Source organism: Microbacterium sp. SSM24 (assembly GCF_025989145.1).
GTDB lineage: Bacteria > Actinomycetota > Actinomycetes > Actinomycetales > Microbacteriaceae > Microbacterium.
The window spans coordinates 2,500,946-2,524,108 of the sequence record NZ_JAPDNQ010000001.1 but is presented as its reverse complement, the minus strand read 5'-3'; the positions used below and the strand labels follow the sequence as shown (position 1 = coordinate 2,524,108).

General features: G+C 70.6%; 20 protein-coding genes. 11 read left to right on the top strand and 9 right to left on the bottom strand.

Translation table 11 applies throughout. From position 1 onward, the window contains the following. Positions 1-28: 28 nt before the first annotated feature. A complete protein-coding gene (locus OL358_RS11635; RefSeq protein WP_264710128.1) occupies positions 29-2,311 on the bottom strand; it encodes a polyribonucleotide nucleotidyltransferase in 2,283 nt (760 codons plus the stop codon). A gap of 250 nt (positions 2,312-2,561) precedes the next feature. Between OL358_RS11635 and OL358_RS11630 the strand changes: the two genes are divergently transcribed. The 3 genes from OL358_RS11630 to OL358_RS11620 all read left to right on the top strand — a co-directional run bounded on the left by OL358_RS11630 (position 2,562) and on the right by OL358_RS11620 (position 3,176). Then, complete coding sequence (locus OL358_RS11630; RefSeq protein WP_264710127.1) at positions 2,562-2,732, top strand: hypothetical protein; 171 nt, start codon at positions 2,562-2,564, stop codon at positions 2,730-2,732. A gap of 62 nt (positions 2,733-2,794) precedes the next feature. Continuing rightward, on the top strand, positions 2,795-2,977 hold the full coding sequence (locus OL358_RS11625) for a DUF5302 domain-containing protein (RefSeq protein WP_264710126.1): 183 nt from the start codon (positions 2,795-2,797) through the stop codon (positions 2,975-2,977). Positions 2,978-2,993: 16 nt separating this feature from the next. Continuing rightward, a complete protein-coding gene (locus tag OL358_RS11620; protein ID WP_264710125.1) occupies positions 2,994-3,176 on the top strand; it encodes a hypothetical protein in 183 nt (60 codons plus the stop codon). A gap of 51 nt (positions 3,177-3,227) precedes the next feature. Here the strand turns inward: OL358_RS11620 and OL358_RS11615 are convergent, their stop codons facing one another. Beyond that, positions 3,228-4,679 carry a cation:dicarboxylate symporter family transporter gene (locus tag OL358_RS11615; protein WP_264710124.1) on the bottom strand — a complete coding sequence of 484 codons (1,452 nt, stop codon included), beginning with the start codon at positions 4,677-4,679 and terminating at the stop codon, positions 3,228-3,230. A 212-nt stretch (positions 4,680-4,891) separates the two neighbouring features. On the opposite strand from OL358_RS11615, the gene OL358_RS11610 reads away from it, so the two are divergent. Genes OL358_RS11610 through OL358_RS11600 form a run of 3 tightly spaced genes read left to right on the top strand, consistent with a single transcriptional unit; the run spans position 4,892 to position 7,441 of the window. After that, complete coding sequence (locus OL358_RS11610; RefSeq protein WP_264710123.1) at positions 4,892-5,506, top strand: YrhK family protein; 615 nt, start codon at positions 4,892-4,894, stop codon at positions 5,504-5,506. Between the two features lie 4 nt (positions 5,507-5,510). Then, entirely contained in the window at positions 5,511-6,767 is a 1,257-nt protein-coding gene (locus OL358_RS11605; RefSeq protein ID WP_264710122.1) for an ATP-binding protein, read from the top strand. After that, on the top strand, positions 6,764-7,441 hold the full coding sequence (locus OL358_RS11600) for a response regulator (protein WP_264710121.1): 678 nt from the start codon (positions 6,764-6,766) through the stop codon (positions 7,439-7,441). Before OL358_RS11605 ends, OL358_RS11600 begins: the two co-directional genes overlap by 4 nt. On the opposite strand, the gene OL358_RS11595 is transcribed toward OL358_RS11600, so the two are convergent. Next, entirely contained in the window at positions 7,438-9,408 is a 1,971-nt protein-coding gene (locus OL358_RS11595) for a glycosyltransferase (protein WP_264710120.1), read from the bottom strand. The two genes, OL358_RS11600 and OL358_RS11595, sit on opposite strands and share 4 nt — an antisense overlap. A 140-nt stretch (positions 9,409-9,548) precedes the next feature. On the opposite strand from OL358_RS11595, the gene OL358_RS11590 reads away from it, so the two are divergent. Together OL358_RS11590 and OL358_RS11585 are read left to right on the top strand one after the other, a co-directional pair. Next, the gene (locus OL358_RS11590; protein ID WP_264710119.1) at positions 9,549-10,151 is read left to right on the top strand and encodes a DedA family protein; all 603 of its coding nucleotides are present in this window, start codon (positions 9,549-9,551) and stop codon (positions 10,149-10,151) included. Between the two features lie 130 nt (positions 10,152-10,281). Next, a complete protein-coding gene (locus OL358_RS11585; protein WP_264710118.1) occupies positions 10,282-11,100 on the top strand; it encodes a DNA/RNA non-specific endonuclease in 819 nt (272 codons plus the stop codon). Between the two features lie 3 nt (positions 11,101-11,103). On the opposite strand, the gene OL358_RS11580 is transcribed toward OL358_RS11585, so the two are convergent. The 6 genes from OL358_RS11580 to OL358_RS11555 all read right to left on the bottom strand — a co-directional run bounded on the left by OL358_RS11580 (position 11,104) and on the right by OL358_RS11555 (position 18,416). Continuing rightward, positions 11,104-11,748 (bottom strand): FMN reductase, encoded by a 645-nt coding sequence (locus OL358_RS11580; RefSeq protein ID WP_264710117.1) that lies wholly within the window; start codon positions 11,746-11,748, stop codon positions 11,104-11,106. Position 11,749: 1 nt separating this feature from the next. Next, entirely contained in the window at positions 11,750-12,955 is a 1,206-nt protein-coding gene (locus OL358_RS11575; RefSeq protein WP_264710290.1) for an LLM class flavin-dependent oxidoreductase, read from the bottom strand. Between the two features lie 75 nt (positions 12,956-13,030). After that, positions 13,031-14,182 carry a N(5)-(carboxyethyl)ornithine synthase gene (locus OL358_RS11570; protein ID WP_264710116.1) on the bottom strand — a complete coding sequence of 384 codons (1,152 nt, stop codon included), beginning with the start codon at positions 14,180-14,182 and terminating at the stop codon, positions 13,031-13,033. 76 nt (positions 14,183-14,258) lie between these two features. Beyond that, the gene (locus tag OL358_RS11565) at positions 14,259-16,016 is read right to left on the bottom strand and encodes a glycoside hydrolase family 13 protein (protein WP_264710115.1); all 1,758 of its coding nucleotides are present in this window, start codon (positions 16,014-16,016) and stop codon (positions 14,259-14,261) included. A gap of 30 nt (positions 16,017-16,046) precedes the next feature. Next, a complete protein-coding gene (locus tag OL358_RS11560) occupies positions 16,047-16,928 on the bottom strand; it encodes an alpha/beta fold hydrolase (protein WP_264710114.1) in 882 nt (293 codons plus the stop codon). Positions 16,929-16,940: 12 nt separating this feature from the next. Then, positions 16,941-18,416: a carboxylesterase/lipase family protein gene (locus tag OL358_RS11555; RefSeq protein ID WP_264710113.1), complete on the bottom strand. Its 1,476-nt coding sequence runs from the start codon at positions 18,414-18,416 to the stop codon at positions 16,941-16,943. 115 nt (positions 18,417-18,531) lie between these two features. On the opposite strand from OL358_RS11555, the gene OL358_RS11550 reads away from it, so the two are divergent. The 3 genes from OL358_RS11550 (at position 18,532) to OL358_RS11540 (ending at position 22,999) form a co-directional block, all read left to right on the top strand. Then, positions 18,532-19,707 carry an acyltransferase family protein gene (locus OL358_RS11550; RefSeq protein ID WP_264710112.1) on the top strand — a complete coding sequence of 392 codons (1,176 nt, stop codon included), beginning with the start codon at positions 18,532-18,534 and terminating at the stop codon, positions 19,705-19,707. A 49-nt stretch (positions 19,708-19,756) separates the two neighbouring features. Beyond that, the gene (locus OL358_RS11545) at positions 19,757-21,880 is read left to right on the top strand and encodes a RecQ family ATP-dependent DNA helicase (RefSeq protein WP_264710111.1); all 2,124 of its coding nucleotides are present in this window, start codon (positions 19,757-19,759) and stop codon (positions 21,878-21,880) included. Positions 21,881-21,958: 78 nt separating this feature from the next. Then, positions 21,959-22,999 (top strand): isopenicillin N synthase family dioxygenase, encoded by a 1,041-nt coding sequence (locus OL358_RS11540; RefSeq protein ID WP_264710110.1) that lies wholly within the window; start codon positions 21,959-21,961, stop codon positions 22,997-22,999. Positions 23,000-23,163 lie beyond the last annotated feature (164 nt).

The following is a 23,163-nucleotide window of genomic DNA, read 5'->3' as shown; positions in this document are numbered from 1 at the left end:
GCGGGCATCCGGACAGCACCTCGGGCGATCAGCCTTCGGCGGGAGCGTCTCCCGGGCCTTCGCTCGCGGCGGCGGAGCCTTCCTGGTCCGCTGCCTCTTCGAGCACCGGCTCCAGCGACAGCTTGCCGCGGTCGTCGATCTTCGTGATCTTGACGAGGATCTTCTGGCCCACGCCGAGCACGTCCTCGACGTTCTCCACGCGCTTGCCGCCGGCGAGCTTGCGGACCTCGCTGACGTGCAGCAGGCCGTCCTTGCCGGGCAGGAGCGAGATGAACGCGCCGAAGGTCGCGATCTTCACGACCGTGCCGAGGAACTGCTCGCCCACCTCGGGGTTGGTGGGGTTGGCGATCGCGTTGACCTGGGCACGGGCGGCCTCGGCCGACGGGCCGTCGACCGCGCCGATGTAGACGGTGCCGTCCTCCTCGATGGAGATCTGCGCGCCGGTCTCGTCCTGGATGGCGTTGATCGTCTTGCCCTTGGGCCCGATGAGCTCGCCGATCTTGTCGACCGGGATCTGCACGCTGATGACGCGCGGCGCGGTGGGCGCCATCTCGTCGGGGCCGTCGATGGCGGCGTTGAGCACGCCGAGGATCGTGAGGCGGGCCTCCTTGGCCTGGGTCAGCGCGGCCGCGAGCACCGACGACGGGATGCCGTCGAGCTTCGTGTCGAGCTGGATCGCCGTGACGAACTCGCTCGTGCCGGCGACCTTGAAGTCCATGTCGCCCAGCGCGTCCTCGGCGCCGAGGATGTCGGTCAGGGCCGCGTAGCGGGTCTGACCGTCCACCTGGTCGGTGACGAGGCCCATTGCGATGCCCGCTACGGGCGCGCGCAGCGGCACACCGGCGTTGAGCAGCGACAGGGTGGAGGCGCAGACCGAACCCATCGACGTCGAGCCGTTCGAGCCGAGAGCCTCGGACACCTGGCGGATCGCGTACGGGAACTCCTCGCGGCTCGGCAGCACCGGCACGAGTGCGCGCTCGGCCAGGAAGCCGTGCCCGATCTCGCGACGCTTGGGACTGCCCACGCGACCGGTCTCACCGGTCGAGTACGGCGGGAAGTTGTAGTGGTGCATGTAGCGCTTGTGCGTCACCGGCGACAGCGAGTCGATCTGCTGCTCCATCTTGAGCATGTTCAGCGTGGTGACGCCCAGGATCTGGGTCTCTCCGCGCTGGAAGATCGCCGAGCCGTGGACGCGCGGGATGACCTGCACCTCGGCGTCGAGCGGACGGATGTCGGCGAGGCCACGGCCGTCCATGCGGACGCCCTCGGCCAGGATGCGACCGCGGACGATCGTCTTGGTCACCGACTTGTACGCGGCGCTGAACTCCAGCGTCGCGACGGCCGGCAGCTCACCCGACTCGACGGCGGCGAGGAGCTCGGCCTTGACGGCATCCTTGAGCTCGTCATCGGCGTTCTGGCGGTCCTGCTTGTCGGCGATCTGGTAGATCGGGACGAGCTTGTCGTAGGCGCGGCCGGCGACGAAGTCGTACGTCTCCTGGCTGTAGGGCAGGAAGACCGGGTACTCGCGGACCTCCTTGGCGGCGGTGCTCGCCACGGCGTTCTGCGCCTCGACGAGCTGCTTGATGAACGGCTTGGACGCCTCCAGACCCTGCGAGACGATCTCCTCGCTGGGCTTGGTCGCGCCGGCCTTGATCAGGTTCCAGCTGTGCTCGGTGGCCTCGGCCTCGACCATCATGATCGCGACGTCACCGTCGGGCAGGACGCGTCCGGCGACGATGAGGTCGAAGACGGCCTCCTCGAGCTGGGACACGGTCGGGAACGCGATCCACTGGTCGGCGTTCTCGCCGTGGCCGGGGATGAGCGCGAGGCGCACGCCGGCGATCGGGCCCGAGAACGGCAGACCGGAGATCTGGGTCGACAGCGACGCCGCGTTGATGGCGAGCGCGTCGTAGAACTCGCCGGGCGCGATCGAGAGCACCGTGACGACGATCTGCACCTCGTTGCGGAGACCGTCGACGAACGACGGACGCAGCGGGCGGTCGATGAGACGGCACACGAGGATCGCCTCGGTCGAGGGGCGGCCCTCACGACGGAAGAACGAGCCGGGGATCTTGCCCGCGGCGTACGAGCGCTCTTCGACGTCGACGGTCAGCGGGAAGAAGTCGAAGCCCTCGCGGGGCGACTTGCCGGCGCTGGTGGCCGACAGGAGCATCGTCTCCTCGTCGAGGTAGGCGGCGACTGCACCCTGCGCCTGCTGGGCGAGTCGTCCGGTCTCGAACCGGACGGTGCGGGTGCCGAAGCGTCCGTTGTCGAGGACGGCTTCGGCGGCGGTGATTTCAGGACCTTCCAAGAGGTCTCTCCTTCTTTGTTTAGACTCGCGGATCCGTATGATGCGCGAGCACTTCGAAGGAGCAGGAACAGGCAGATCTCGGCGCGCGGCGGTGACCGCGGATTCGCGCCAGCACTGGCCACCAGTAGAAATCCACCCGGCGCGAACGCGACGAGGAGACCACCACAGGGGACCAGCTAGCTGCCGGCCTGCTCCGTGAGCTCATGTTGAATTGAGCGGATGCCTCAGGGCAACCTTTGCGATCCTACCAGTGACGGCCCGGCACAGCGGGATCCTCGCGACCGCCGCCGTCGGACTGGCATCGCTGATCGTCGGCATCCTCGCCGTCGTGCGCGCCCGTCCGCGCTGGCCGGGGATCGTCGGGCTCGCCGTCACGGTGGGTGTCCTGCTCTTCCTCGCTGCACGGATGGTCCTCGTCTAGCACCGGCTTCGGATCCTGGCGGCGTCTGGTGCCGGGACGCCGCAGGTGCTTAGGGTGGAGTCATGAGCACCGACGAGAAGCCGGCCAGCGCGGCATCCGATGAGATGAAGCGCAAGTTCAAGGAAGCACTCGACAAGAAGAACTCGCATCACCGCGAGGGCGAGGCGCACATGGACGGCGACTCGTCGATCCACGGCACGCACGGCGCCGTGACCAAGCGCGAGTTCCGCCGCAAGAGCGGATAGACCACAGGCGGCCGCCATGAGCGATTTCCGCGAGCGCATCCCCGACGACGAGCGCGATGTGCCACTTGGCGACGAGGTCGAGTTCGAGCTGCCTCCGGCGACCCTCGATCCCATGGAGTCGGTCGAGGACCAGATGGATGAGCTCGACCTCGAGGAGCGCGAGTCGGCGATCGAGTCGGGCGAGATCGACCCGTCCTGACACGCGAGGGGTCCGCCCGCGTGTGCGGACGGACCCGGCGTGATAGCGCGTTCAGCGGCTGAGCAGCGACTCGCGCTCGCGGGCGCGCTTCTCCTTGGCCTCGGCCTCGGCGACTGCGGCCTCTTCGAGTCCCTGCACGCCGACGGCGTCGCGGGAGTCCGACATGCCGTCGTGGTCGTCGCCCGAGAGGGTGGTCTCATCGAAGGGCAGCTCGCCGCCCAGCACCCGGCGGGCGCGGGTCGCGTCGAACTCCTTCGTCCACGAGCCGATCAGGACCGTCGCGACGGCGTTGCCCGTGAAGTTCGTGAGCGCGCGACCCTCCGACATGAACCGGTCGATGCCGACGATCACGCCGACGCCGTTCACGAGGTCGGGGCGGTACGCCTGCAGTCCGCCGGCGAGCGTCGCGAGGCCCGCGCCCGTGACTCCGGCCGCCCCCTTGGACGCGATGATCATGAACACCAGGAGACCGATCTGCTCGCCGATCGACATCGGCGCGCCCATGCCGCTCGCGATGAACAGCGACGCCATCGTGAGGTAGATCGCCGTGCCGTCGAGGTTGAAGGAGTATCCGGTCGGGACTGTGATGCCCACGACGGGCTTGGAGACGCCGAGGTGCTCCATCTTCGCGATGAGCCGCGGCAGGGCGGACTCCGACGAGGAGGTTCCCACGATGAGCAGGTACTCGCGGGCGAGGTACTTCACGAGGCTGAAGATGTTGATGCGCGTCACGGCGAAGAGCAGTGTTCCGAGCACCCCGACGATGAACAGCACGCAGGTGATGTAGAACGCGATCATCAGCGTTCCGAGAGCCCAGATCGCCGCGATGCCGGTGTTTCCGACGACGGCGGCGATGGCACCGAATGCGCCGACCGGCGCGAGCCAGAGGATCATGCCGAGGATGCGGAAGACCAGCGCCTGCAGGTGCTTCACCGCGTTCATGATCGGCTGGCCCTTGTCGCCCATCTGCTGCAGTGCGAATCCGACGAGCAGCGCGATGAAGAGCACCTGGAGCACGCTCTCACCCGTGAAGGCCGAGAAGAACGTGGTGGGGATGATCCCGAGGACGAACTCCTGCGTGGTCTTCGCCTCCCCCGTGACCTCGTACGTCGAGCCGGCCATGTTCAGGCCCTCTCCCGGGTGCAGCAGGTTGCCCACGACCAGGCCGATGGCCAGCGCGAACGTCGACATGACCATGAAGTACAGCAGCGCCAGCCCGCCGATCTTGCCGACGGTCGCCGCCTTCGCGATCGAGCCGACGCCCACCACGATCGTGCAGAAGATGATCGGTGCGATCATCATCCTGATCAGCGCGACGAATGCCTCGCCGAGCGGCTTGAGAGCCACGCCGACCTCCGGCCAGATGAGGCCGACGAGCGCGCCGAGCACGACAGCGGCGATGACCGCCATGTAGAGCCACGTGTGCTTGTCCCACGCCTGCTTGCCGCGGCGCCAGTTGAAGCCGGGAAGTCGGAACGAAGTCGTCCGGGTCGAAAGAGCCATCATCGCCTCCAAGGGGTGGACAGTCGCTGTCCGCTCGGCGCCGGACCATCTCCGGCATGACGCCCAGCGTGCGGCGTCGCGCGCTCGGAGACGAGTTGTGGTCGTATTGGTCGCAGAGCGGATGCCTCGATCTCCGCCCCTCGTCCCGATCCGGAGGAATGATGACCGCACCGCCGCCAGCCCGAAGACTCCGGCGCGAGGCCTGGGGGTTCATGATCGGCTCGCTGTGCTTCCTGGCGGGGTCGCTGCCGTTCTACGCGTCATGGGCCGGAGCCGTCGGCACGAACGTGACGTTCTTCGTGGGCTCGATCTTCTTCACGCTCGCCGCTTTCATCCAGCTCAGCCTGAGCGGCCGCAGCATCCCCCACCGCGAGATGTCGAAGCCCGACCTCGTGGACTGGTGGGCGGCGGCCATCCAGTTCGCCGGAACCCTCCTGTTCAACCTCTCGACGGGCGTCGCACTCGCTGCCGCGATCTCACGACCCGACGCCGTGGGTGTCGGGTGGAAGCCCGACGCGTGGGGATCGCTGGCGTTCCTCCTCTCGAGCTTCCTCGCGATCGTCGCGACCAAGGACCGGCGGCGGCTGTGGGACCCCGAGGCTCGCACGTGGCACGGCACCGGCCTGAACTTCATCGGATCGGTCGCGTTCGGCGTCTCGGCCGTCGGGGCGTACATCGTGCCTGCGACGGGCGAGCTCGCCAACGAGGCGTGGGCGAACGGCGGCACGGCGGTCGGCGCGATCTGCTTCTTCGTCGCTGCGGTGCTTTCGCGCCGTCCCATCTCGCCGCGCGTGAAGATGGGAACGACGACGAATCGCGAGGGGTGAGTCCGTGGACGCACGCGCACGACAGGGCAGCGCCGCATCGCGCGTGTTCGTCGTCGTCGCGATCGCCGTCACGGCCCTGGTCCTGCTCATCGCCGCGCTCCTGGTGCTCGACGCGCAGCGCGCGGCGCGCACCGAGGCCGAGGAGGTCACGCGCGCCGTCGCGACCTCTCTCGCCGTGACCCCGGTCGTGACCGCCGGGCTCGCGGACGGTTCGCACGCCGGCCTGCAGCCGTTCGCGGAATCCGTCATGGACGACGCCGGCGTCGACTTCGTCACGATCATGACTCCCGACGGCATCCGCGTCACCCACCGCGATCGTGACGAGATCGGGCGCCCGTACCTGGGAACGATTCCGGCCGAGGCGCAGCCGGCGACCGAGGAGTTCACGGGCACGCTGGGGCCGAGCGTGCGCACCATCGTGCCGGTTCTCAGCGACGGGGAGCTCGTGGGTTGGGTGTCGGTCGGCGTGACCGTCGGCAGCATCGCCTCCGACATCGTGCCGAGACTGCCCGGAGTGCTCGCCGTCGCGGGCGCCCTGCTGGCGGCCGGCTTCGTCGGCGCCTACCTCGCGCAGCGCACGACGCGGCGGGTGGCCGGAGACCTTCCGGCCGGCTCGATCCGCGACGCGGTGTCGTCCTACGAGTCGGTGCGGACGCTGGGCGAGGCGCTGCGCGCCCAGACCCACGAGCACGGCAACCGCATGCACACAGCGGTGTCGCTGCTGGAACTCGGCCGCACGCGCGAGGCGATCGACATCCTCACCGAAACCTCTCGACAGAGTCAGGACCTGGTCGACCAGGTCGCCGCCCGCCGTGACGGCGACCCCACGGTCGGCGCGCTGCTTCTCGGCAAGGCGGCTCAGGCGCGCGAACGGGGCGTCGAGTGGACCGCCGACATCGCGCAAGACGCCCCGCGCAGCATCCTCTCCCCCGTCGATGCCGTCTCGGTCGTCGGCAATCTCATCGACAACGCGCTCGATGCGGCGGCGGCCGGGGCCGTGCCGCGGTGGGTGCGGGTCCGCTTCTCCGCCGCAGGCGAAGGGATGCTGCGCATCGACGTCTCCGACAGCGGCGGCGGGGTTCCCGCCGAACTCGACGAGCGGATCTTCGAGCACGGTTTCTCGACGAAGGAACCAGGACCCGAGGGGCGCGGTGTCGGCCTGGCGCTCGTGCGCTCGATCACCGAGGGCGCGGGCGGGTCGATCGACCATGCCGCCGATCCGACCGTGTTCACCGTCATCCTTCCCGCGAGGCGCTCATGATCGGCGTGCTCGTGGTCGACGACGACGCCCTGACCCTCGAACTCCACCGCACGTACCTCGAGCGACTCGACGGGTTCGAGGTCGTCGCCGAGTGCACGGGTGCCCGCGCAGCCATCTCCGCCGTCCTCGAGCACGGCGAGGGCATCGACCTCGTCCTGCTCGACATCACCATGCCGGACGGCACCGGTCTCGACGTCCTGCGCCATGTGCGCGCACGCGGCGCCGACGTGGACGTCATCGCGATCACCGGCGTGCGCGACGCCGACGTCGTGCGCCAGATGGTCGGGCTCGGCGTGGCGCAGTACCTCGTGAAGCCCTTCACCTTCGCGACCTTCCGCGAGCGGCTCGAGCAGTACGTCGAGTACCGCAGGCGCGCTCGCGAGGCAGCCGGAACATCGACGACGCAGGCCGAGATCGATGCGCTCCTCGGCGCGCTGCGCCCGGCGGCGACGGTCGCGCTGCCCAAGGGCCTGTCCGCCGACACGCTCGCGCGAGTGACGGCAGACCTGCACGCGCACGAGCCGGTCTCGGCGGTCGAGGCGGCGGAACGACTCGGCATGTCGCGTGTCGCCGTGCGACGGTACCTCGAGCACCTCGTGACGACGGGTGCGGCCTCGCGCGCGCCGCGCTATGGCACGCCGGGCCGACCGGAGACCGAGTACCGCCGCCGCTAGAACCGGGACCGCTCCCGCACATCGCCGCGTCCGCCCACGACGACGTACGCGGTGTGCTTCGCCGCGACGCCGTCGCCCGCGGTCCGGCCGCGCGCGCGGCGCCACACCCAGGGCAGCGCGTCGCGTCGGAGCCACGACCCCGGTGCCGCCGGATCGTCCTCGGCGTGCAGCGCGGCGTCGAGACCGCCGAGCGCCTCGGCGTCGGGCACGCCCAGCGCATCGGCGGCCCGATACGCCAGGAAGCGGTGACCGCGCGACCGGAGGTGCACCTTGTCGTCCGCCCACAGATCGAGGTCTCCGATCGCGGGCAGCGCCTCGAGGTCCAGCAGGATCGCGCCCGTCGTCTCGGCGATCCGCCGGAGCTCGGACGCGAAGTGCGCGAAGCGCCACGCGAACAGCCTCGCGGCGCGTCTGCGCGGGAGGAAGGGGGTGACGAGCAGCACATCGGCGCCGGTCGCGCGCAGCACCCGCACGGCGGACTCGAGCTCGGCGGCGAGCGCGGCGACGTCGGCGCGGCCGGCGACGAGGTCGTTGGCGCCCATCAGGATCGAGACGAGGTCGGGACGAAGCGCGACGGCCGCCGGGAGCTGCTCGGACGTCAGATCCCGCATCCGGCGGCTGCGCACCGCGAGATTGGCGTAGCGGAACGGCTCGCGGCCGGTGCCCTCGCTCGCGAGCAGCTGCGCGAGGCGATCGGCCCATCCCCGGTACTTCCCAGCGGGCATGCGCGATGTGTCGCACAGCCCTTCCGTGAGCGAGTCGCCCAGGGCGACGTACCGCGTCCAGCCCGGACGTTCCCGCGACACTGCGACCGGGGCCGATGGCCGGGTCCCTGCACGCTGGAGCAGCGCGTCGTCGATGGGGCGCAGCATCCGCGACTCGTCGTAGAAGCCGACCAGCTGCCGGCAGACGGCATCCCACGTCCGGTCGCGCACCGACGCGTGGGCGGCTGCGGCGAACGCGCGCCGCTTGCCCGCGTCGCCCGCGAGATCGGACACGCGCGCCCGCAGATCGCGAAGGTCGCCGGGGCGATAGAGCCAGCCGTCGACGCTCGAGCGTACGAGGTCCACCGGTCCGCCGACACCGGTGGCCACGACGGGCACACCGCTCGCGAGCGCCTCCTGAATCGTCTGGCCGAACGTCTCGGACTCGCCGGGGTGCACGAACACGTCGAAGCTCGCGAGCGCCTCGGCGAGATCGGTCCCGCCGAGATGACCTGTGAAGACCGCGCGCGGCAGCGTCTGCTCGAGCACCTGCCGCGACGGGCCGTCTCCGACGATCACCAGCCGCGTGCCCGGAAGGTCGGCGAGCGCCGCGAGATCCTCGACCTGCTTCTCGGGAGCGAGACGCCCGACGTAGCCGATCACGGTCTCCCCCGGCGCGATGCGCGAGCGCCAGGCATCGCTGCGGCGCTCCGGCGTGAATCGGGCGGTGTCGACGCCGCGACCCCACCGGCGCAGCCGATCGACGCCGAGGGCGTCCAGCTGCCGCAGCGACGCCGTCGACGGTGCGAGGGTGAGCGTCGCGCGGCGGTGCAGGCGGGCGATGTGCCGGCCCACGAGCGCACTCGCGCCGGGCATCCCGTACCTTTCCGCGTAGGCCGCCACGTCGGTCTGGAACACGGCGACCGTCGGCACGCGCAGGGCGTCGGCGGCGGCGAGCCCTTGCCATCCGAGGACGAACGGCGACGCGAGATGGACCACGTCGGGGTCGAAGTCCTTGAGGATCGCGGCGAGGCGGGCGGCGCGCGCGAACACCACCCGCACCTCCGGATAGCTCGGCAGGGGCACCGACCGCAGCAGCTCGGTGCGCGCGCCGTGCAGGTCGCCGGTCACCTCCCCGGCGCGGGGGGCGATCACCAGGGTCTCGTGGCCCTCGGCTGCGAGGTGGCGCAGCACGTGAAGGACCGACCCGGTGACCCCGTTCATGTGGGGCAGGAACGATTCGGCGAGGAGTGCGACTCTCACGATTCCAGCGTGGGGGCACGCGGCGGCACCGGATGCCGCGAACCGGCCGGCTTCGGCGAGAGTTCACCGGATGCACCGACGCTCGTCACCGGACGGGCGTCGTTCGGTCGCCGTTCACCGTGTCCGGGTACCAAGGAGGCGTGCTCGAAGACCTGCTGACCGCCGTCGCCGCGAGTCCGTGGGCGCTGCCGCTGCTGTTCGCACTCGTGCTCGGCGACGCCTTCCTGGTCGTGGTGCCGGGCGAAGCCGCCGTCACGGCGTTCGGTGCGCTGGCGGCGGCGCAGGGCGAGCCGCCGCTGTGGGCGGTGGTCGCGGTGGCGGCCGTCGCCGCGACGATCGGCGATGCCGCCTGCTATCTCGTCGGACGCACGATCGGCCTGGAGCGCTGGCGGTGGATGCGCACCCCCCGCGTGCGTGCGGCGTTCGCATGGTCCCGTGCACGGCTGGAGCGCCGCGCCGCCCTCGTACTCTTCACCGCGCGGTTCATCCCGTTCGCGCGGCTCGCGGTCAACCTGACCGCCGGTGCGAGCCGCATTCCGGCACCCCGGTACGTCGCGATCGCCGCGGGCGCCGCGCTGGCGTGGGCGGGGTATCAGGCCTTCATCGGCGCGGCTGTCGCGGCCCTCCTCCCCGGCGGCCCGGTCGTGGCGGTGGTCGTGTCGATCGCTCTCGCGGTCGGCCTCGGCATCGCGATCGACGCCGTCCTCGCCCGACGCCTGCGCCGCCCGCCCGCAGCCGAGTGAGCCTCGCCCGCGCGTCGGGCCGCGCGGGCAAACTTCGCAGTCACAAAATGTCGTCTGTGCGACCGTGCATCGGCGTGTTCCGACCGCGGAACGGGGCGAGAGAGTCGGGGGCACCGGGCAGGATGGGGGGATGGCGGACGTGACGGGCTACGACGAGCTGTTCCTCGGGGTCGTGGTGCCGCTTCCCGTTCCGCTGGGCGACGCGGCGACGCGAGAGCTGGTGTATCCGCGATTCACGGTCGTGCTCGACGCCGAGCGCCGGCTCGCCGCGGTGACGGCGGTGAACATCGACGGGTCCCTGCTGCGCGACGTGCCCCGCACCGGCGAGTGGCGCCTCGACGAGCGCATCCCCGCGTCCGAGCAGACCGGACCCGCGGTGTACGCCGACAACGACCTCGACCGCGGGCACCTCGTGCGCCGGCGCGATCCCGGGTGGGGCACGGTCGCCGAAGCGCGCGAGGCGACGGAGGCGACCTTCTTCTACACCAACGCCGCACCGCAGGCGGGCGCGTTCAACCAGTCGAAGGAGCTGTGGCTCGGGCTCGAGGACCACGTCCTCACGTACGCCGAGACCACCCACCAGCGGATCAGCGTCGTCACCGCACCTGTGCTGGCCGCCGACGACCCCGAGTACCGGGGTGTGCGGATCCCTCGTCGGTTCTTCAAAGTCGCCGCGTGGGTGCAGACGGATGCCGCGGGTACGCCCCTCCTCGAGGCAGCGGGGTTCGTGCTCGACCAGTCCGACCTGATCGATACGAGCCAGGGAGTGCTCGCCGTGCCCCGCCTCGGCGCGTATCGCACGTTCCAGGCGCCGATCGCCGACATCGAGGGGCTCGCCGGAGTCGATCTCGGGCCGCTGGTCCACGCCGACGTGCTCCCGCAGACGACGGTGCGCGGAGAGGGCGACTGGCGTCCTCTCCGCGCACCCGCGGACATCGTGCTGTCGTAGCGGCTACTCGCCGGTGAGGCCTCCGAGGAGGTGGCCGAACGAGCGCCCCTCGCCGAGGTAGTTCGCCGGGTCGTACGGGTCGTCGTTCTTGGCGGGCTCGCGACGCGCGATAGCGTCGGCGAGCTCGCGGGCGCCGCGCTCGACGCGCTCCCCCAGCGGTGCGACCTGGTCTCCGGCCGCACCCCAGTCGCTCGACGCGGCGAACACGCCGGTCGAGACGGGCTCCGCATGGAGGTAGGTGAACAGCGGACGGATCGCGTAGTCGATCGCGAGCGAGTGACGTGCGGTGCCGGCGTTCGCGCCGATGAGCACGGGCTTGCCGGACAGCGCATCGGGATCCAGCACGTCGATGAACGACTTGAAGAGTCCCGAGTAGCTCGTCGAGAAGATCGGCGTCACTGCGATGACGGCGTCGGCCGACACGACCGTGTTGATCATCGACTCGAGAGCGGGCGGCGCGAACCCGGTGAGCAGGTTGTTGGTGATGTCGTGCGCGTAGTCGCGCAGCTCGAACACGTCGACCTCCACCTCGATGTCCCGCTCCGTCAGCTGCTTCGCGGTCGCGGCGGCGAGCCGGTCGGCGAGCATGCGGGTCGAGGAGGGGTTGGAGAGGCCGGCCGAGAGGACGGCGATGCGGCGCGTGCTCATGTCAGGCCTCCGTCCGGGTGGCGGCCGCGCCGAACGCGGCCCCGGCCTTCACCGGTGCGTCCTGGTAGGGCGAGCCCGCCGTGAGGTTGTCGCCGCGGTTGGCGCCGGGGACGGCCTGTCGCGGAGCGGCGTCGCCGTACTGGGCCCGCACGCGGTTGGCGTGGGTCGGAGCATCCGGAACCTCTGCCGGGCGGCCCTGCAGGAGCTCCTTGCGGAGCACGGGCACGACTTCGCCGCCGAGGATGTCGAGCTGCTCGAGCACCGACTTGAGCGGCAGACCCGCGTGGTCGATGAGGAACAGCTGACGCTGGTAGTCGCCGTAGGTCTCGCGCATCGCGGCGTACCGGTCGATGACCTGCTGCGGGGATCCGACGGTGAGCGGAGTCATCTCGCTGAAGTCCTCGAGCGACGGGCCGTGGCCGTAGACCGGGGCGTTGTCGAAGTACGGGCGGAACGCGTTCACGGCGTCCTGCGAGTTCTTGGCCATGAACACCTGGCCTCCGAGACCCACGATCGCCTGCTCGGGCGTGCCGTGTCCGTAGTGGGCGTAGCGCTGACGGTACAGCGTGATCAGCCGCTGGTAGTGCTCCTTCGGCCAGAAGATGTTGTTCGCGAAGAAGCCGTCGCCGTAGTACGCGGCCTGCTCGGCGATCTCGGGCGTGCGGATCGAGCCATGCCACACGAACGGGGCGATGCCGTCGAGGGGGCGCGGCGTCGAGGTGAACCCCTGCAGCGGCGTGCGGAACTGGCCCTCCCAGTCCACGACGTCCTCGCGCCAGAGGCGGTGCAGCAGGTTGTAGTTCTCGATCGCGAGCGGCAGTCCCTGACGGATGTCCTTGCCGAACCAGGGGTACACCGGCCCGGTGTTGCCGCGACCGATCATCAGATCTGCGCGGCCCCCCGACAGGTGCTGCAGCATCGCGTAGTCCTCGGCGATCTTCACCGGGTCGTTCGTGGTGATCAGCGTCGTGGCCGTCGACAGGATGAGCCGCTCGGTCTGGGCGGCGATGTACGCAAGGGTCGTCGTGGGCGAAGAGGACCAGAACGGCGGGTTGTGGTGCTCACCCAGCGCGAAGACGTCGAGGCCCACCTCTTCGGCGTGCTTGGCCACGGTCACGGCGTTGCGGATCTTGTCCGCCTCGCTCGGCGTCGTGCCGTTCGTCGGGTCCTCGGTGATGTCGCTCACCGTGAAGATGCCGAACTGCATCTGGGGTGTGATGTCGTTCACGTCGCTCCTCGCGTTTCTATGCATGTGAATGTATCTCATGCAACGCGGTCTGCGTCAGGATATTCCGATCCGGTGCGGAAAAGCCGAATCACGTCGCTGGAACTCGAGGATCGCGGGGTTGGCGACGACGCCGTCGGCGATCTCCGTCGCCCGGCGGATCGTCTCGTTCGCCGCCCACGCGGTCGATCCGCCCATCACGACCGGAACGAAGCCCAGGAGCGCTTCACTGATCTCCCAGCTGGCGGAGTTCCACAGGTACGACGGGCTGTGGTCCACCCCGTAGTAGTTGATCGTGTCGCCCACGGTGAACATCGGCTCGAGGAACGAGGTCGGCCGCGCCCACTCGAACCCCATCCCCTCGTCGCACGAGACGTCGACGATGAGGCTGCCCGGGCGGAAGGCGCCGAGGTCGCTCTCGCGGAGGTAGAGGAGCGGATGGTTGGGATCCTGCAGCGTGCAGTTCACCACGATGTCGCTCTCGGCGAGGAACGGCGCGAGCGGCACGCGACCGTCGTCGGTGATGACCTCGCTGAGATACGGCTCGTCGTCGTGGTCGAACTGGATGATGTGCGCGGCGTGGATCGGAGCAGCCACTGCGGCCGTCCGGCGGTTGGTCAGCACGCGCACCTCGTGCACGCCGTGCGCGCGCAGCGCGGTGACGGCGCCGCGCGCGGTCGCCCCGAAGCCGATCACTACGGCCGTCAGGCGGCGCCCGTAGTCGCCGGTCGATCCGCACAGCTGCAGGGCGTGCAGCACCGAGCAGTAGCCGGCGAGCTCGTTGTTGAGGTGGAACACGTGCAGCCCGAACGCGCCGTCGCTGCCCCAGTGGTTCATCGCCTCGAACGCGATCACCGTCAGTCGCTTGTCGATGGCGAGCTGCGTCATCGCCTCGTCCTGCACCAGGTGCGGCCAGCCCCACAGCACCTGGCCGTCGCGCAGACCGCGGAGGTCGTCGAGCTGAGGCTTGGGCAGCAGGACCACGTCGGAGGTCGCGATGACGTCCGCGCGCGAGGCGATCCGTCCGACGAGCGGACGCAGCTCGTCGTCGACCACACCGAAGCGCTCCCCGTAGCCGGCTTCGACGGAGATGCGGCTTCGGAGCTCCTGGTCGATGCGCTCGAAGTGAGCGGGATGGATCGGCACGCGCCGCTCATCGGGCTTGCGCGACGTTCCGATCACGCCGAGTGTCAGTCCAGCAGTCGTCATGGTGGGCCTCGTTCCGTGCGGAGGGCAGGAGAGTCCCCGGGCTCCCGACGCTACACCCGGGCGCGGCGCGTCGCCGTCAGTCGATCGGTCCGCGCACGCGGAGGACCACCGCCTCCCACGGGCGGAGCGTGACGACCCCACCATGGATCGCCGGCTCGCCGGGAAGGTTTCCGAGCACGAGTTCGCTCGCAGCCGCCAGCTCGTCGATCGAGGCGGATCGCGGCGAGCCGGAGACGTTGCACGCGACGACGAGTGTCGTGCCCTCGAGCGATCGCGTGAAGGCGTACACGTCCGGGTCGTCGGGAAGCAGCATCCGGAAGTCGCCGAACCTCACCACAGGATCGTCGTGACGCAGCGCGATCAGTCGCCGGTAGTGATGGAAGACGGATGCCGCGTCGGCGCGCTCGGAGGCGGCGTTGACCTCGACGTGGTTCGGGTTCACCTGCAGCCACGGCTCTCCCGTCGTGAAGCCCGCGTGGGCCGTCGCATCCCACTGCATCGGCGTACGGGCATTGTCGCGGCTGCCGAAGGCGAGCGCCTCCACCAGCTGCTGCTCGTCGAGGAGTCCCTGCCCCTGTGCGGAGTCCGCGAAGTTGAGCGACTCGATGTCGCGATACGACGAGAGCGCGGCGAAGTGGGCATTCGTCATGCCCAGTTCCTCGCCCTGGTAGACGTAGGGCGTGCCGCGATGGAGGTGGAGCAGCGTGGCGAGCGCGGTCGCCGAGTCCCGCCGGTGTGCGCCGTCGTCGCCGAACCGCGAGACGATGCGCGGCTGGTCGTGGTTCTCCCAGTAGAGCGAGTTCCACCCGGTCGACTCGAGCCCGCGCTGCCAGCGGGCCATGGTCGCCTTCAGGTCGCGCAGATCGAGCGGTCGACGATCGAAGCGACCGCCGGGACCGTGGTCGAGGCCCATGTGCTCGAAGGTGAATACCATGTCGAGTTCGGCGCGCGCGGGATCGGTGAGCAGCACGCCGTCCTCGACGGTCGCGCCCGGCGTCTCGCCGACCAGCAGCAGGCCGTCGCGACGCCCGTGGAAGACCTCTCGGTGCATCTCCTGGAGGAACTCGTGCAGCCGGGGCCCGTTCATCGTGAACGGCCCCGCATCGCCGAACCGTCCGCGCACGACCGCGCCGTCCGGCAGCGAGCCGTCGGAACCGGTCGCCTTGGAGATGAGGTTGATGACATCCATCCGGAAGCCGTCGATCCCGCGATCCAGCCACCACCGCATCATCGCGTAGACCGCTTCCCGCACCTGCGGGTTCTCCCAGTTGAGATCGGGCTGCTTCCGGCTGAACAGGTGGAGGTAGTACTCCCCCGAGCCGGGGTCGAGCTCCCACGTCGAGCCGGAGAAGAACGACTCCCAGTTGGTCGGCTCCGCGGCGGGCTCACCCGGTGCGAAGCCCGCCCGTGCGGGGCGCCACCAGTACCAGTCGCGCTTCGGACTGTCGATCGACGAGCGCGACTCCACGAACCACGGATGCTCGTCGCTCGTGTGGTTCACGACGAGGTCCATCACGACCCTGATGCCCCGTGCGTGGAGGGCCTCGACGACCTCATCGAGGTCGTCGAGCGTCCCGAAGAGAGGGTCGATGTCCTGATAGTCGCTGATGTCGTAGCCGTTGTCGTCCTGCGGGCTGCGGTACATGGGCGAGAACCACACGACGTCCACGCCGAGTGCGGCGAGGTGGTCGATGCGCCGGAGCACGCCGCGCAGGTCGCCGACCCCGTCGCCGTCCGAGTCCTGGAACGAACGCGGATAGATCTGGTAGACGACCGCGGACGTCCACCACGCGGGCGTGAGCGCGGCGGGAGGAGTGGTGGGGTGGGCGGACATCATGGCTTCCTCGTGATCGGCGGTCCGGAGTCAGGCCTCGGCGAACAGCGCGAGCATGTCGCGCACGAGCTGGTGCGGGGCGGTCTCGCAGGGGGCATGGCCGGTCGGATACACCGCGACGTGCGCGCCGATGCGCTCGGCATACGCGGCATGCTGCTCGGTGGGCCACAGGTCGGACTCGCCGACCGCGATGAGCTTCGGGATGCCGATGCCGGCGACGTCGTCGGCGAAGTCGGGGGTCGCCATCATGAGCCCCACGACGTCGTCGATCACCGGGCGCTGCGTGACGGCCATCCGCTCGCGCACGAACGCGATCCGCAACGGCGGCGTGCGATTGAGGTTGTAGCGGATGCCCCACAGGATGAGGCCCGCCGCGCGGTGCGGAGGCATGTCGGAGATCGGGCCGATGTGCTTGACCCCGCGGAAGACCTGGCCGGTCGCCGGCGGCGCAGCCATGAGCGTGATGCTGGCGAACAGGTCCGGACGCTCGACGAGAGCGAGCTCGGCGAGGAGGCCGGCGAAGCTGTAGCCGAGAACGTGCACCGGCCCGCCGCCGTCCTCGAGGATCGCAATGAAGTCGTCCAGGAAGAGCCGGTAGTCGTAGTGCTCGCGCGGCGGATCGAGGTTCTGCGGCCCCGCGTCGACCGATCCGTAGTGACCCGCGAGGTCGTACGACTCGACCCGGTACCCGGCCGCGGCGAACAGTGGGAACAGCAGGATGAAGTCCTCTTTGGATCCCGCTACGCCGGAGACCAGCAGAACGCGCGGCGCAGCGGGGTCGCCCATTCGCACGCGCGCGAGCGCGCCGCTCGGCGCGGCGAACCTGTCGTGGACCGTCCCCTCCGGGAAGACGCGCCAGTCGATGTCGGGAAGAGCCCGATCCCGGGCGAGGGCGTCGTCGATCGTCGTCATGGCGCGGTCAGACTACCGCTCGGGCAGCCCCGAGAGCTCGTCCTGCCGCGGCGCGTAGTCGATATGGCCGCCGTCGGCGTCGAACGCCTGCACCGGACGCCTCGACGACCACGCCTCCCATCCGGGCTCGTCGCCCTTCGCGAAGGCGACCCACGCGCCGTGCATAGCGTCGGCCAGCATTTGCGGAGCATCCGGCCCGCCGAGGGCGATCGAGTCCGGTGCGTCGAGGCGGTCGAAGACGAAGCCGAGCTCCATCGCGTGGGCGGCGCCCAGCCGGTCGACGGGACTGCGCCACCGGAACTCGTACACCCACGTCGGCGCGGGGCCGTCGACACGACTGTCGGCGAAGCGCGTGATCGGCCCGCGCAGCAGCACGTCGGTGACCACCTCGCCGAGGATCTCGCCGGGCGAGGCATCCGGTCGCCGACGACGGTGCGCATCGACCACGCGCTTCGGAACGCGCGACGCGAGCCGGGCGAGCGTCAGCGTCCAGCCGCCGATGCGGTCGACCGTGCCACCGGGGACGAACCACAGGCGGTACTCCTCGCTCGTCGACCCGATCAGCACCGGGATGTCCCGGCTCGAGCCGGCGAGCAGCGCCGCGAGCGGATCGACCGGGACCGCCTCGCCGCCCACCGAGAGCGCGACGGCCGGGCCGCGGCCGAGCGGCGAGGATCCGGCAGACACCTCGGACTGCGCGATGACCAGATCGGATGCCGGAACCCCGGCGAAACCCGCACGTGTCGCCGCCACTCCCGCCCGCTTCGCGACGGCTCGCGTCATGCGGCCCGCCTTGTCGCGCGACTGCGCCGACAGCGGACCGCTCTGCAGAATGGCGCGGTCGAAGAGCTCGGCCGCGTGCGGAAGCGCCAGCAGCGCGGTGAGGGTGTTCGCTCCCGCCGACTGCCCCATGACCGTGACGCGCGCGGGGTCGCCCCCGAACGCGGCGATCTCACGTCGCACCCAGCGCAGCGCCGCCTGCTGGTCGAGCACGCCCAGATTCTGCGGCACGCCGTCGAGGACGGCGAACCCCTCCTGACCGAGCCGGTACTGCAGCGAGACGAAGACGATGCCGTGGCGGGCGAACGTCGTCCCGTCGTACGCGGCGAGCGCCGCGGATCCCCGCGTGAGCGCGCCTCCGTGCACCCATACCAGCACCGGCAGCGGCCCGCGATCGGCGCGGTCCGCCGGCGTCCAGACGTTGAGCGAGAGGAACCCGTCGCCGGGGACGTCGACCGTCGGCAGGTATTTCGCGAGCGCGGCGGGATACGGCGCCTGCGGGGCCGTCGCGGCGAAGGCCGCGGCATCCCGCTCCCCGTCCCACGCCGCGGGTGGCTCCGGGGCGCGGAATCGACGCTCACCCGTCGGCGGCGACGCGTACGGGATGCCGAGGAACCGGTCGATCCCCTCGGTGCGGGCGCCGCGCAATCGGCCGGTCGTCACCTCCGCCGCAGGGCGCTCGTGATCAGGGCTCACAGCATCCGCCATCGTGTCTCCTCGCAGCCGGAACCTCAGACTCAGGGAGTGCGGGACGCGGTGTCAAGCCCGGGCGGTGCAGGAAGGGGGCGGATAGCCTGGTGATCGTCCGGCGGAAGGGATCAGGATGACCGACAGGAGCGCTCCGCCGACGACGGCACCCCCGACGGGGCCGATCGCCCGCGCCCGGCGACGCGTGCCGTTCTGGGACAACGCCCGATTCGCGTGCATCGTGCTGGTCGTGCTCGGGCACGCGGTGCAGCGCCTCACCTACGACTCCGACATCGCGCTCGGGCTCTACCTGGTCGTGTACGCGTTCCACATGCCCGCGTTCGCGATCATCTCCGGCTATTTCTCGAAGTCCGACGCACCCAGCCGCCGGCAGATGGCCCGTGTCATCACCGACATCCTGGTGCCGTACGTGATCTTCGAAGGGCTGTGGACCCTCACGAAGTGGATCGTCGAGGGGCGCGCCAACCCCAACATCACCGAGCCCTCCTGGACGCTGTGGTTCCTGCTGGCGCTGGGGATCTTCCGGCTCGTCCTGCCGTACCTCGCGCTGCTGCGCTGGCCGTTGCTGTGGACCGTCCTCATCTCGATCGGCGCCGGGTACCTCCCGAACATCGACTCCACCTTCTCGCTCTCGCGGACGCTCGGCCTGCTGCCGTTCTTCACGCTCGGCTGGTGGCTGCGCGAGCACGACGTCGTGGAACGCTGGCGGCTGCTGGGACGCCGGCCGTGGTGGGCCTTCGCCGCAGCGACCGGCGCGTTCCTCGTGGCCGGCTGGGCGGCCTGGTTCTTCGTGGACGACTGGCGGGCGATGAATCTGCGCGAGTGGCTGTTCTACGACGACAACTATGCGGCGATCGGAGGGACCATGTGGTGGGCGGGCGGCGTGCGTCTCGCCCTCATGGTCGTGGCCATCGTGCTGAGCGCGGCGTTCTTCGCGCTGCTCCCCCGCGGCTCGCACTGGTGGACCCACTTCGGGCAGTACACGATGTACGTCTACCTGCTGCACTCGTTCGTCCTCTATCCGTTCCGCGAGTCCGGTGCGCTGCGCGACCTCGACCCGACCTGGCTGTGGCTGCCGATCGTCATCGTGGCGTCCGTGCTCATCGCGCTGGGGCTGGCGACGAAGCCGGTGCGCCGTGTGTTCCGGCCCCTCGTCGAGCCGCGCCCCACATGGCTCTTCGCCGACCGCACGCTCGCCGGCCGCGAGGGGCGCCGCAGCGACCCGACCGGAAGCCGTCGCCCGCGCGAGCAGCAGCCCCGGGCGCAGGCGGACCCGCGTCAGAACGGCTGAGCCCGGTCTCGATGCGGGTGACGTCGGCGACTCCCTGTACGGTCACGGGGTGAGCGACGACACCCCCGGCGACCTGCACGACGAGGCACTCGCGGCCCTGCGCAGACTGGTGGGCCACGACCGCGCGACGTTCCACGACGGGCAGTTCGAGGCGATCGAGTCGCTCGTGGGCGACCGCGCGCGAGCGCTCGTCGTGCAGCGCACGGGGTGGGGGAAGTCCGCGGTGTACTTCGTCGCCACCCTGCTCCTGCGGCGGCGCGGCGCCGGGCCGACCGTCCTCGTCTCGCCCCTCCTCGCGCTCATGCGCGATCAGGTGGCGGCCGCCGAGCGCGCGGGCGTCCGTGCGGCGAGCATCAGCTCCGCGAATCCGCTGGAATGGGCCGAGATCCTCTCCCGGCTCCAGAACGACGAGGTCGACGTTCTGCTGGTGAGTCCGGAGCGACTGAACAACCCGCGGTTCCGCGACGATCAGCTGCCCGCCCTGATGGCGCGGGTCGGCCTGCTGGTCATCGACGAGGCGCACTGCATCTCGGACTGGGGTCACGACTTCCGTCCCGACTACCGCCGGCTGCGCGACCTGATCGTCGGCATGCCGGCCGGCGTGCCCGTGCTCGCCACGACGGCCACGGCGAACGAGCGGGTCGTGCACGACGTCGAGGAGCAGCTGGGCGCGGGCGGCGTCGGCGTGCTGACCATCCGCGGGCCGCTCGGACGCGAGTCGCTCCGCCTCGGGGTGCTCCGGCTCCCCGACGCGGCGACTCGTCTGGCGTGGCTGCTGAGCCACCTCGGCGATCTCGAGGGCAGCGGCATCATCTACGCGCTCACCGTCTCGGCCGCGGAGGACACCGCCCGGATGCTGCGCGAGGCCGGTCACGAGGTGCGGGCCTACACCGGCCAGACCGACCCCGCCGAGCGGGAGGACTCCGAGCGCCTCCTCAAGGAGAACCGGGTGAAGGCGCTCGTCGCCACCAGCGCGCTCGGCATGGGGTTCGACAAACCCGACCTCTCCTTCGTGCTGCACCTCGGCGCGCCGTCCACCCCCGTGGCGTACTACCAGCAGGTGGGTCGCGCGGGTCGCGCGTCCGACCGCGCCGACGTCCTGCTGCTCCCCGGACCGGAGGATCAGGCGATCTGGCAGTACTTCGCCACATCGTCGATGCCCGAACAGGCGAAGGCGACGGCGGTTCTCGAAGAACTCGCCCACGAAGGCGGACCGCTCTCGACCATCGCCCTCGAGGCCCGCGTCGACATCCGCCGAAGCCGCCTCGAGCTGCTCCTGAAGGTGCTCGACGTCGACGGAGCGGTCGCGCGCGTGCAGGGCGGATGGGTGTCGACCGGAGTCCCGTGGAGCTATGACGCGGAGCGCTACAGGCGCATCGCCGAGGCGCGCACCCGTGAGCAGCAGGCGATGATCGCGTACGAGAACACGACCGGGTGCCGCATGGAGTTCCTCCAGCGCGAGCTCGACGATCCCGCCGCCGCGCCGTGCGGGCGGTGCGACAACTGCACGGCGCCCTGGTACCCGACCGACGTCGCGGCCACGCAGACGGCGGTGGCGGATGCCGCGATCAACCGCGTCGGCGTCCTCCTCGAGCCGCGCGCGCAGTGGCCGTCGGGCATGGACAGGCTCGGGATCGGTCTGCGCGGCAACATCGCCCGCGATGAGCGTCTCGAACCCGGCCGGGTTCTTGCGCGACTGACCGACCTCGGGTGGGGCGGCACGCTGCGCACCGTGTTCGCTGCGGGGACGCCCGACGCCGAGATCTCGCCGTCCCTCGCCGCCGCGTGCGTCCGCGTGCTGGCGGATTGGGAGTGGGAGGCCCGCCCGGCCGCGGTCGTCGCGATGCCGTCGCGCTCGCATCCGCTGCTGGTGGCGTCGCTCGCGCGCACGATCGCAGAGGTCGGACGCCTCCCCCTCCTCGGCTCGCTCGTCCTCACCGGCACCGCGCCCAGCGGCGAAGGCGGAAACAGCGCGTACCGGCTGGCGGGCGTCGCCGAGAGCTTCCTGGTCGAGCCTCAGCTCGCCGAGGCGCTGGCGGCCCTCGACGGCGCTCCGATCCTGCTGATCGACGACCTCGTCGACAGCCGCTGGTCCCTCACCGTGGCCGGACGACTGCTGCGGCGGGCCGGTGCCGGTCCGGTGCTGCCGTTCGCGCTGGCGGCGCGCGCGTGACGCCGCGCGCGTAACGCCGCGCGCTTAACCCTCCGAAACAAACGGGCGGATGCTGCGGCATCCGCCTACTCTCGCTGCATGAGCGACCTCAACCTGCCGATCCTCGACCTGTCCGAGCTCGATCGGGGCCCCGAGGCCGCCGCGCGGTTCCGCGACGACCTGCGCGCCGCGACGCACGAGGTCGGCTTCTTCTACCTGACCGGCACCGGCGTCACGCCCGAGCTCGAGTCGCGCCTGCACCGCGCCGCGCGCACCTTCTTCGCCCTTCCCGAGGCCGAGAAGCTGGCGATCGAGAACGTCAAGAGCCCCCACTTCCGCGGCTACACGCGCGTCGGCGGCGAGCGCACGCAGGGCAAGGTGGACTGGCGCGAGCAGATCGACATCGGGCCCGAACGCGAGGCGATCCCCGACCCCGACGCCGCCGACTTCTTCCGGCTCATCGGACCCAACCTGTGGCCGGCGGCCCAGCCCGAGCTTCAGGACGTCGTCTCGGAGTGGCACGACCACCTCTCGGGAGTCGCACGGAAGCTCCTGCGCGCATGGGCGCTCTCGCTGGGCGCGCCCGAGAACTACTTCGACGAGCACTTCGGTGAACCGTCGACGCTGATCAAGATCGTCCGGTACCCCGGCAAGGAGGACCCGACGCCGCAGCAGGGAGTCGGCGCCCACAAGGACTCCGGAGTGCTGACGCTGCTGTGGGTGGAGCCCGGCAAGGGCGGCCTGCAGGTGGAACGTGAGGACGGCGCCACCGGGGAGCGGCACTGGGTCGACGCTCCGCCCGTTCCCGGCGCGTTCGTCGTCAACATCGGCGAGCTGCTCGAGTACGCCACGCAGGGATACCTCGTGGCGACGAACCACCGCGTGATCTCGCCGCGCTACCCGGACGACCGCATCTCGGTGCCGTTCTTCTTCAACCCCGCGCTCGACAAGCGACTGCCGCTGATCGAGCTTCCCGCCGAGCTCGCCGCTGCGGCGCGCGGCGTCACGCAGGATCCCGCCAACCCGATCCACGCCCTCTACGGCGAGAACGCGCTCAAGTCGCGCCTGCGCGCGCACCCCGACGTCGCCGCCATCCACCACGCCGACCTCGTCGCCGCCCGGTCCGCCTCGGCCTCGTAGCCTGCGGCATCCGTTCCACAGGAGATCTGCGCTTCCGCAGGAGGATTCGTGCCTGCACGCTCCTGCGCGAGCGCAGATCTCCTGTGGAGGAGTCGTGCTCACCGCATCCGGAATGGAAGAAGGCCTCCCCACACCGTGGGGAGGCCTTCACAAGAATGTTCTGC

Coding starts and splice junctions, on each gene's coding strand:
- OL358_RS11555 (WP_264710113.1), bottom strand. CDS start 18,416: ATGGCGGATGCTGTGAGCCCTGATCACGAGCGCCCTGCGGCGGAGGTG.
- OL358_RS11610 (WP_264710123.1), top strand. CDS start 4,892: ATGATCGGCTCGCTGTGCTTCCTGGCGGGGTCGCTGCCGTTCTACGCG.
- OL358_RS11550 (WP_264710112.1), top strand. CDS start 18,532: ATGACCGACAGGAGCGCTCCGCCGACGACGGCACCCCCGACGGGGCCG.
- OL358_RS11585 (WP_264710118.1), top strand. CDS start 10,282: ATGGCGGACGTGACGGGCTACGACGAGCTGTTCCTCGGGGTCGTGGTG.
- OL358_RS11615 (WP_264710124.1), bottom strand. CDS start 4,679: ATGGCTCTTTCGACCCGGACGACTTCGTTCCGACTTCCCGGCTTCAAC.
- OL358_RS11620 (WP_264710125.1), top strand. CDS start 2,994: ATGAGCGATTTCCGCGAGCGCATCCCCGACGACGAGCGCGATGTGCCA.
- OL358_RS11580 (WP_264710117.1), bottom strand. CDS start 11,748: ATGAGCACGCGCCGCATCGCCGTCCTCTCGGCCGGCCTCTCCAACCCC.
- OL358_RS11540 (WP_264710110.1), top strand. CDS start 21,959: ATGAGCGACCTCAACCTGCCGATCCTCGACCTGTCCGAGCTCGATCGG.
- OL358_RS11565 (WP_264710115.1), bottom strand. CDS start 16,016: ATGTCCGCCCACCCCACCACTCCTCCCGCCGCGCTCACGCCCGCGTGG.
- OL358_RS11575 (WP_264710290.1), bottom strand. CDS start 12,955: ATGCAGTTCGGCATCTTCACGGTGAGCGACATCACCGAGGACCCGACG.
- OL358_RS11560 (WP_264710114.1), bottom strand. CDS start 16,928: ATGACGACGATCGACGACGCCCTCGCCCGGGATCGGGCTCTTCCCGAC.
- OL358_RS11600 (WP_264710121.1), top strand. CDS start 6,764: ATGATCGGCGTGCTCGTGGTCGACGACGACGCCCTGACCCTCGAACTC.
- OL358_RS11625 (WP_264710126.1), top strand. CDS start 2,795: ATGAGCACCGACGAGAAGCCGGCCAGCGCGGCATCCGATGAGATGAAG.
- OL358_RS11570 (WP_264710116.1), bottom strand. CDS start 14,182: ATGACGACTGCTGGACTGACACTCGGCGTGATCGGAACGTCGCGCAAG.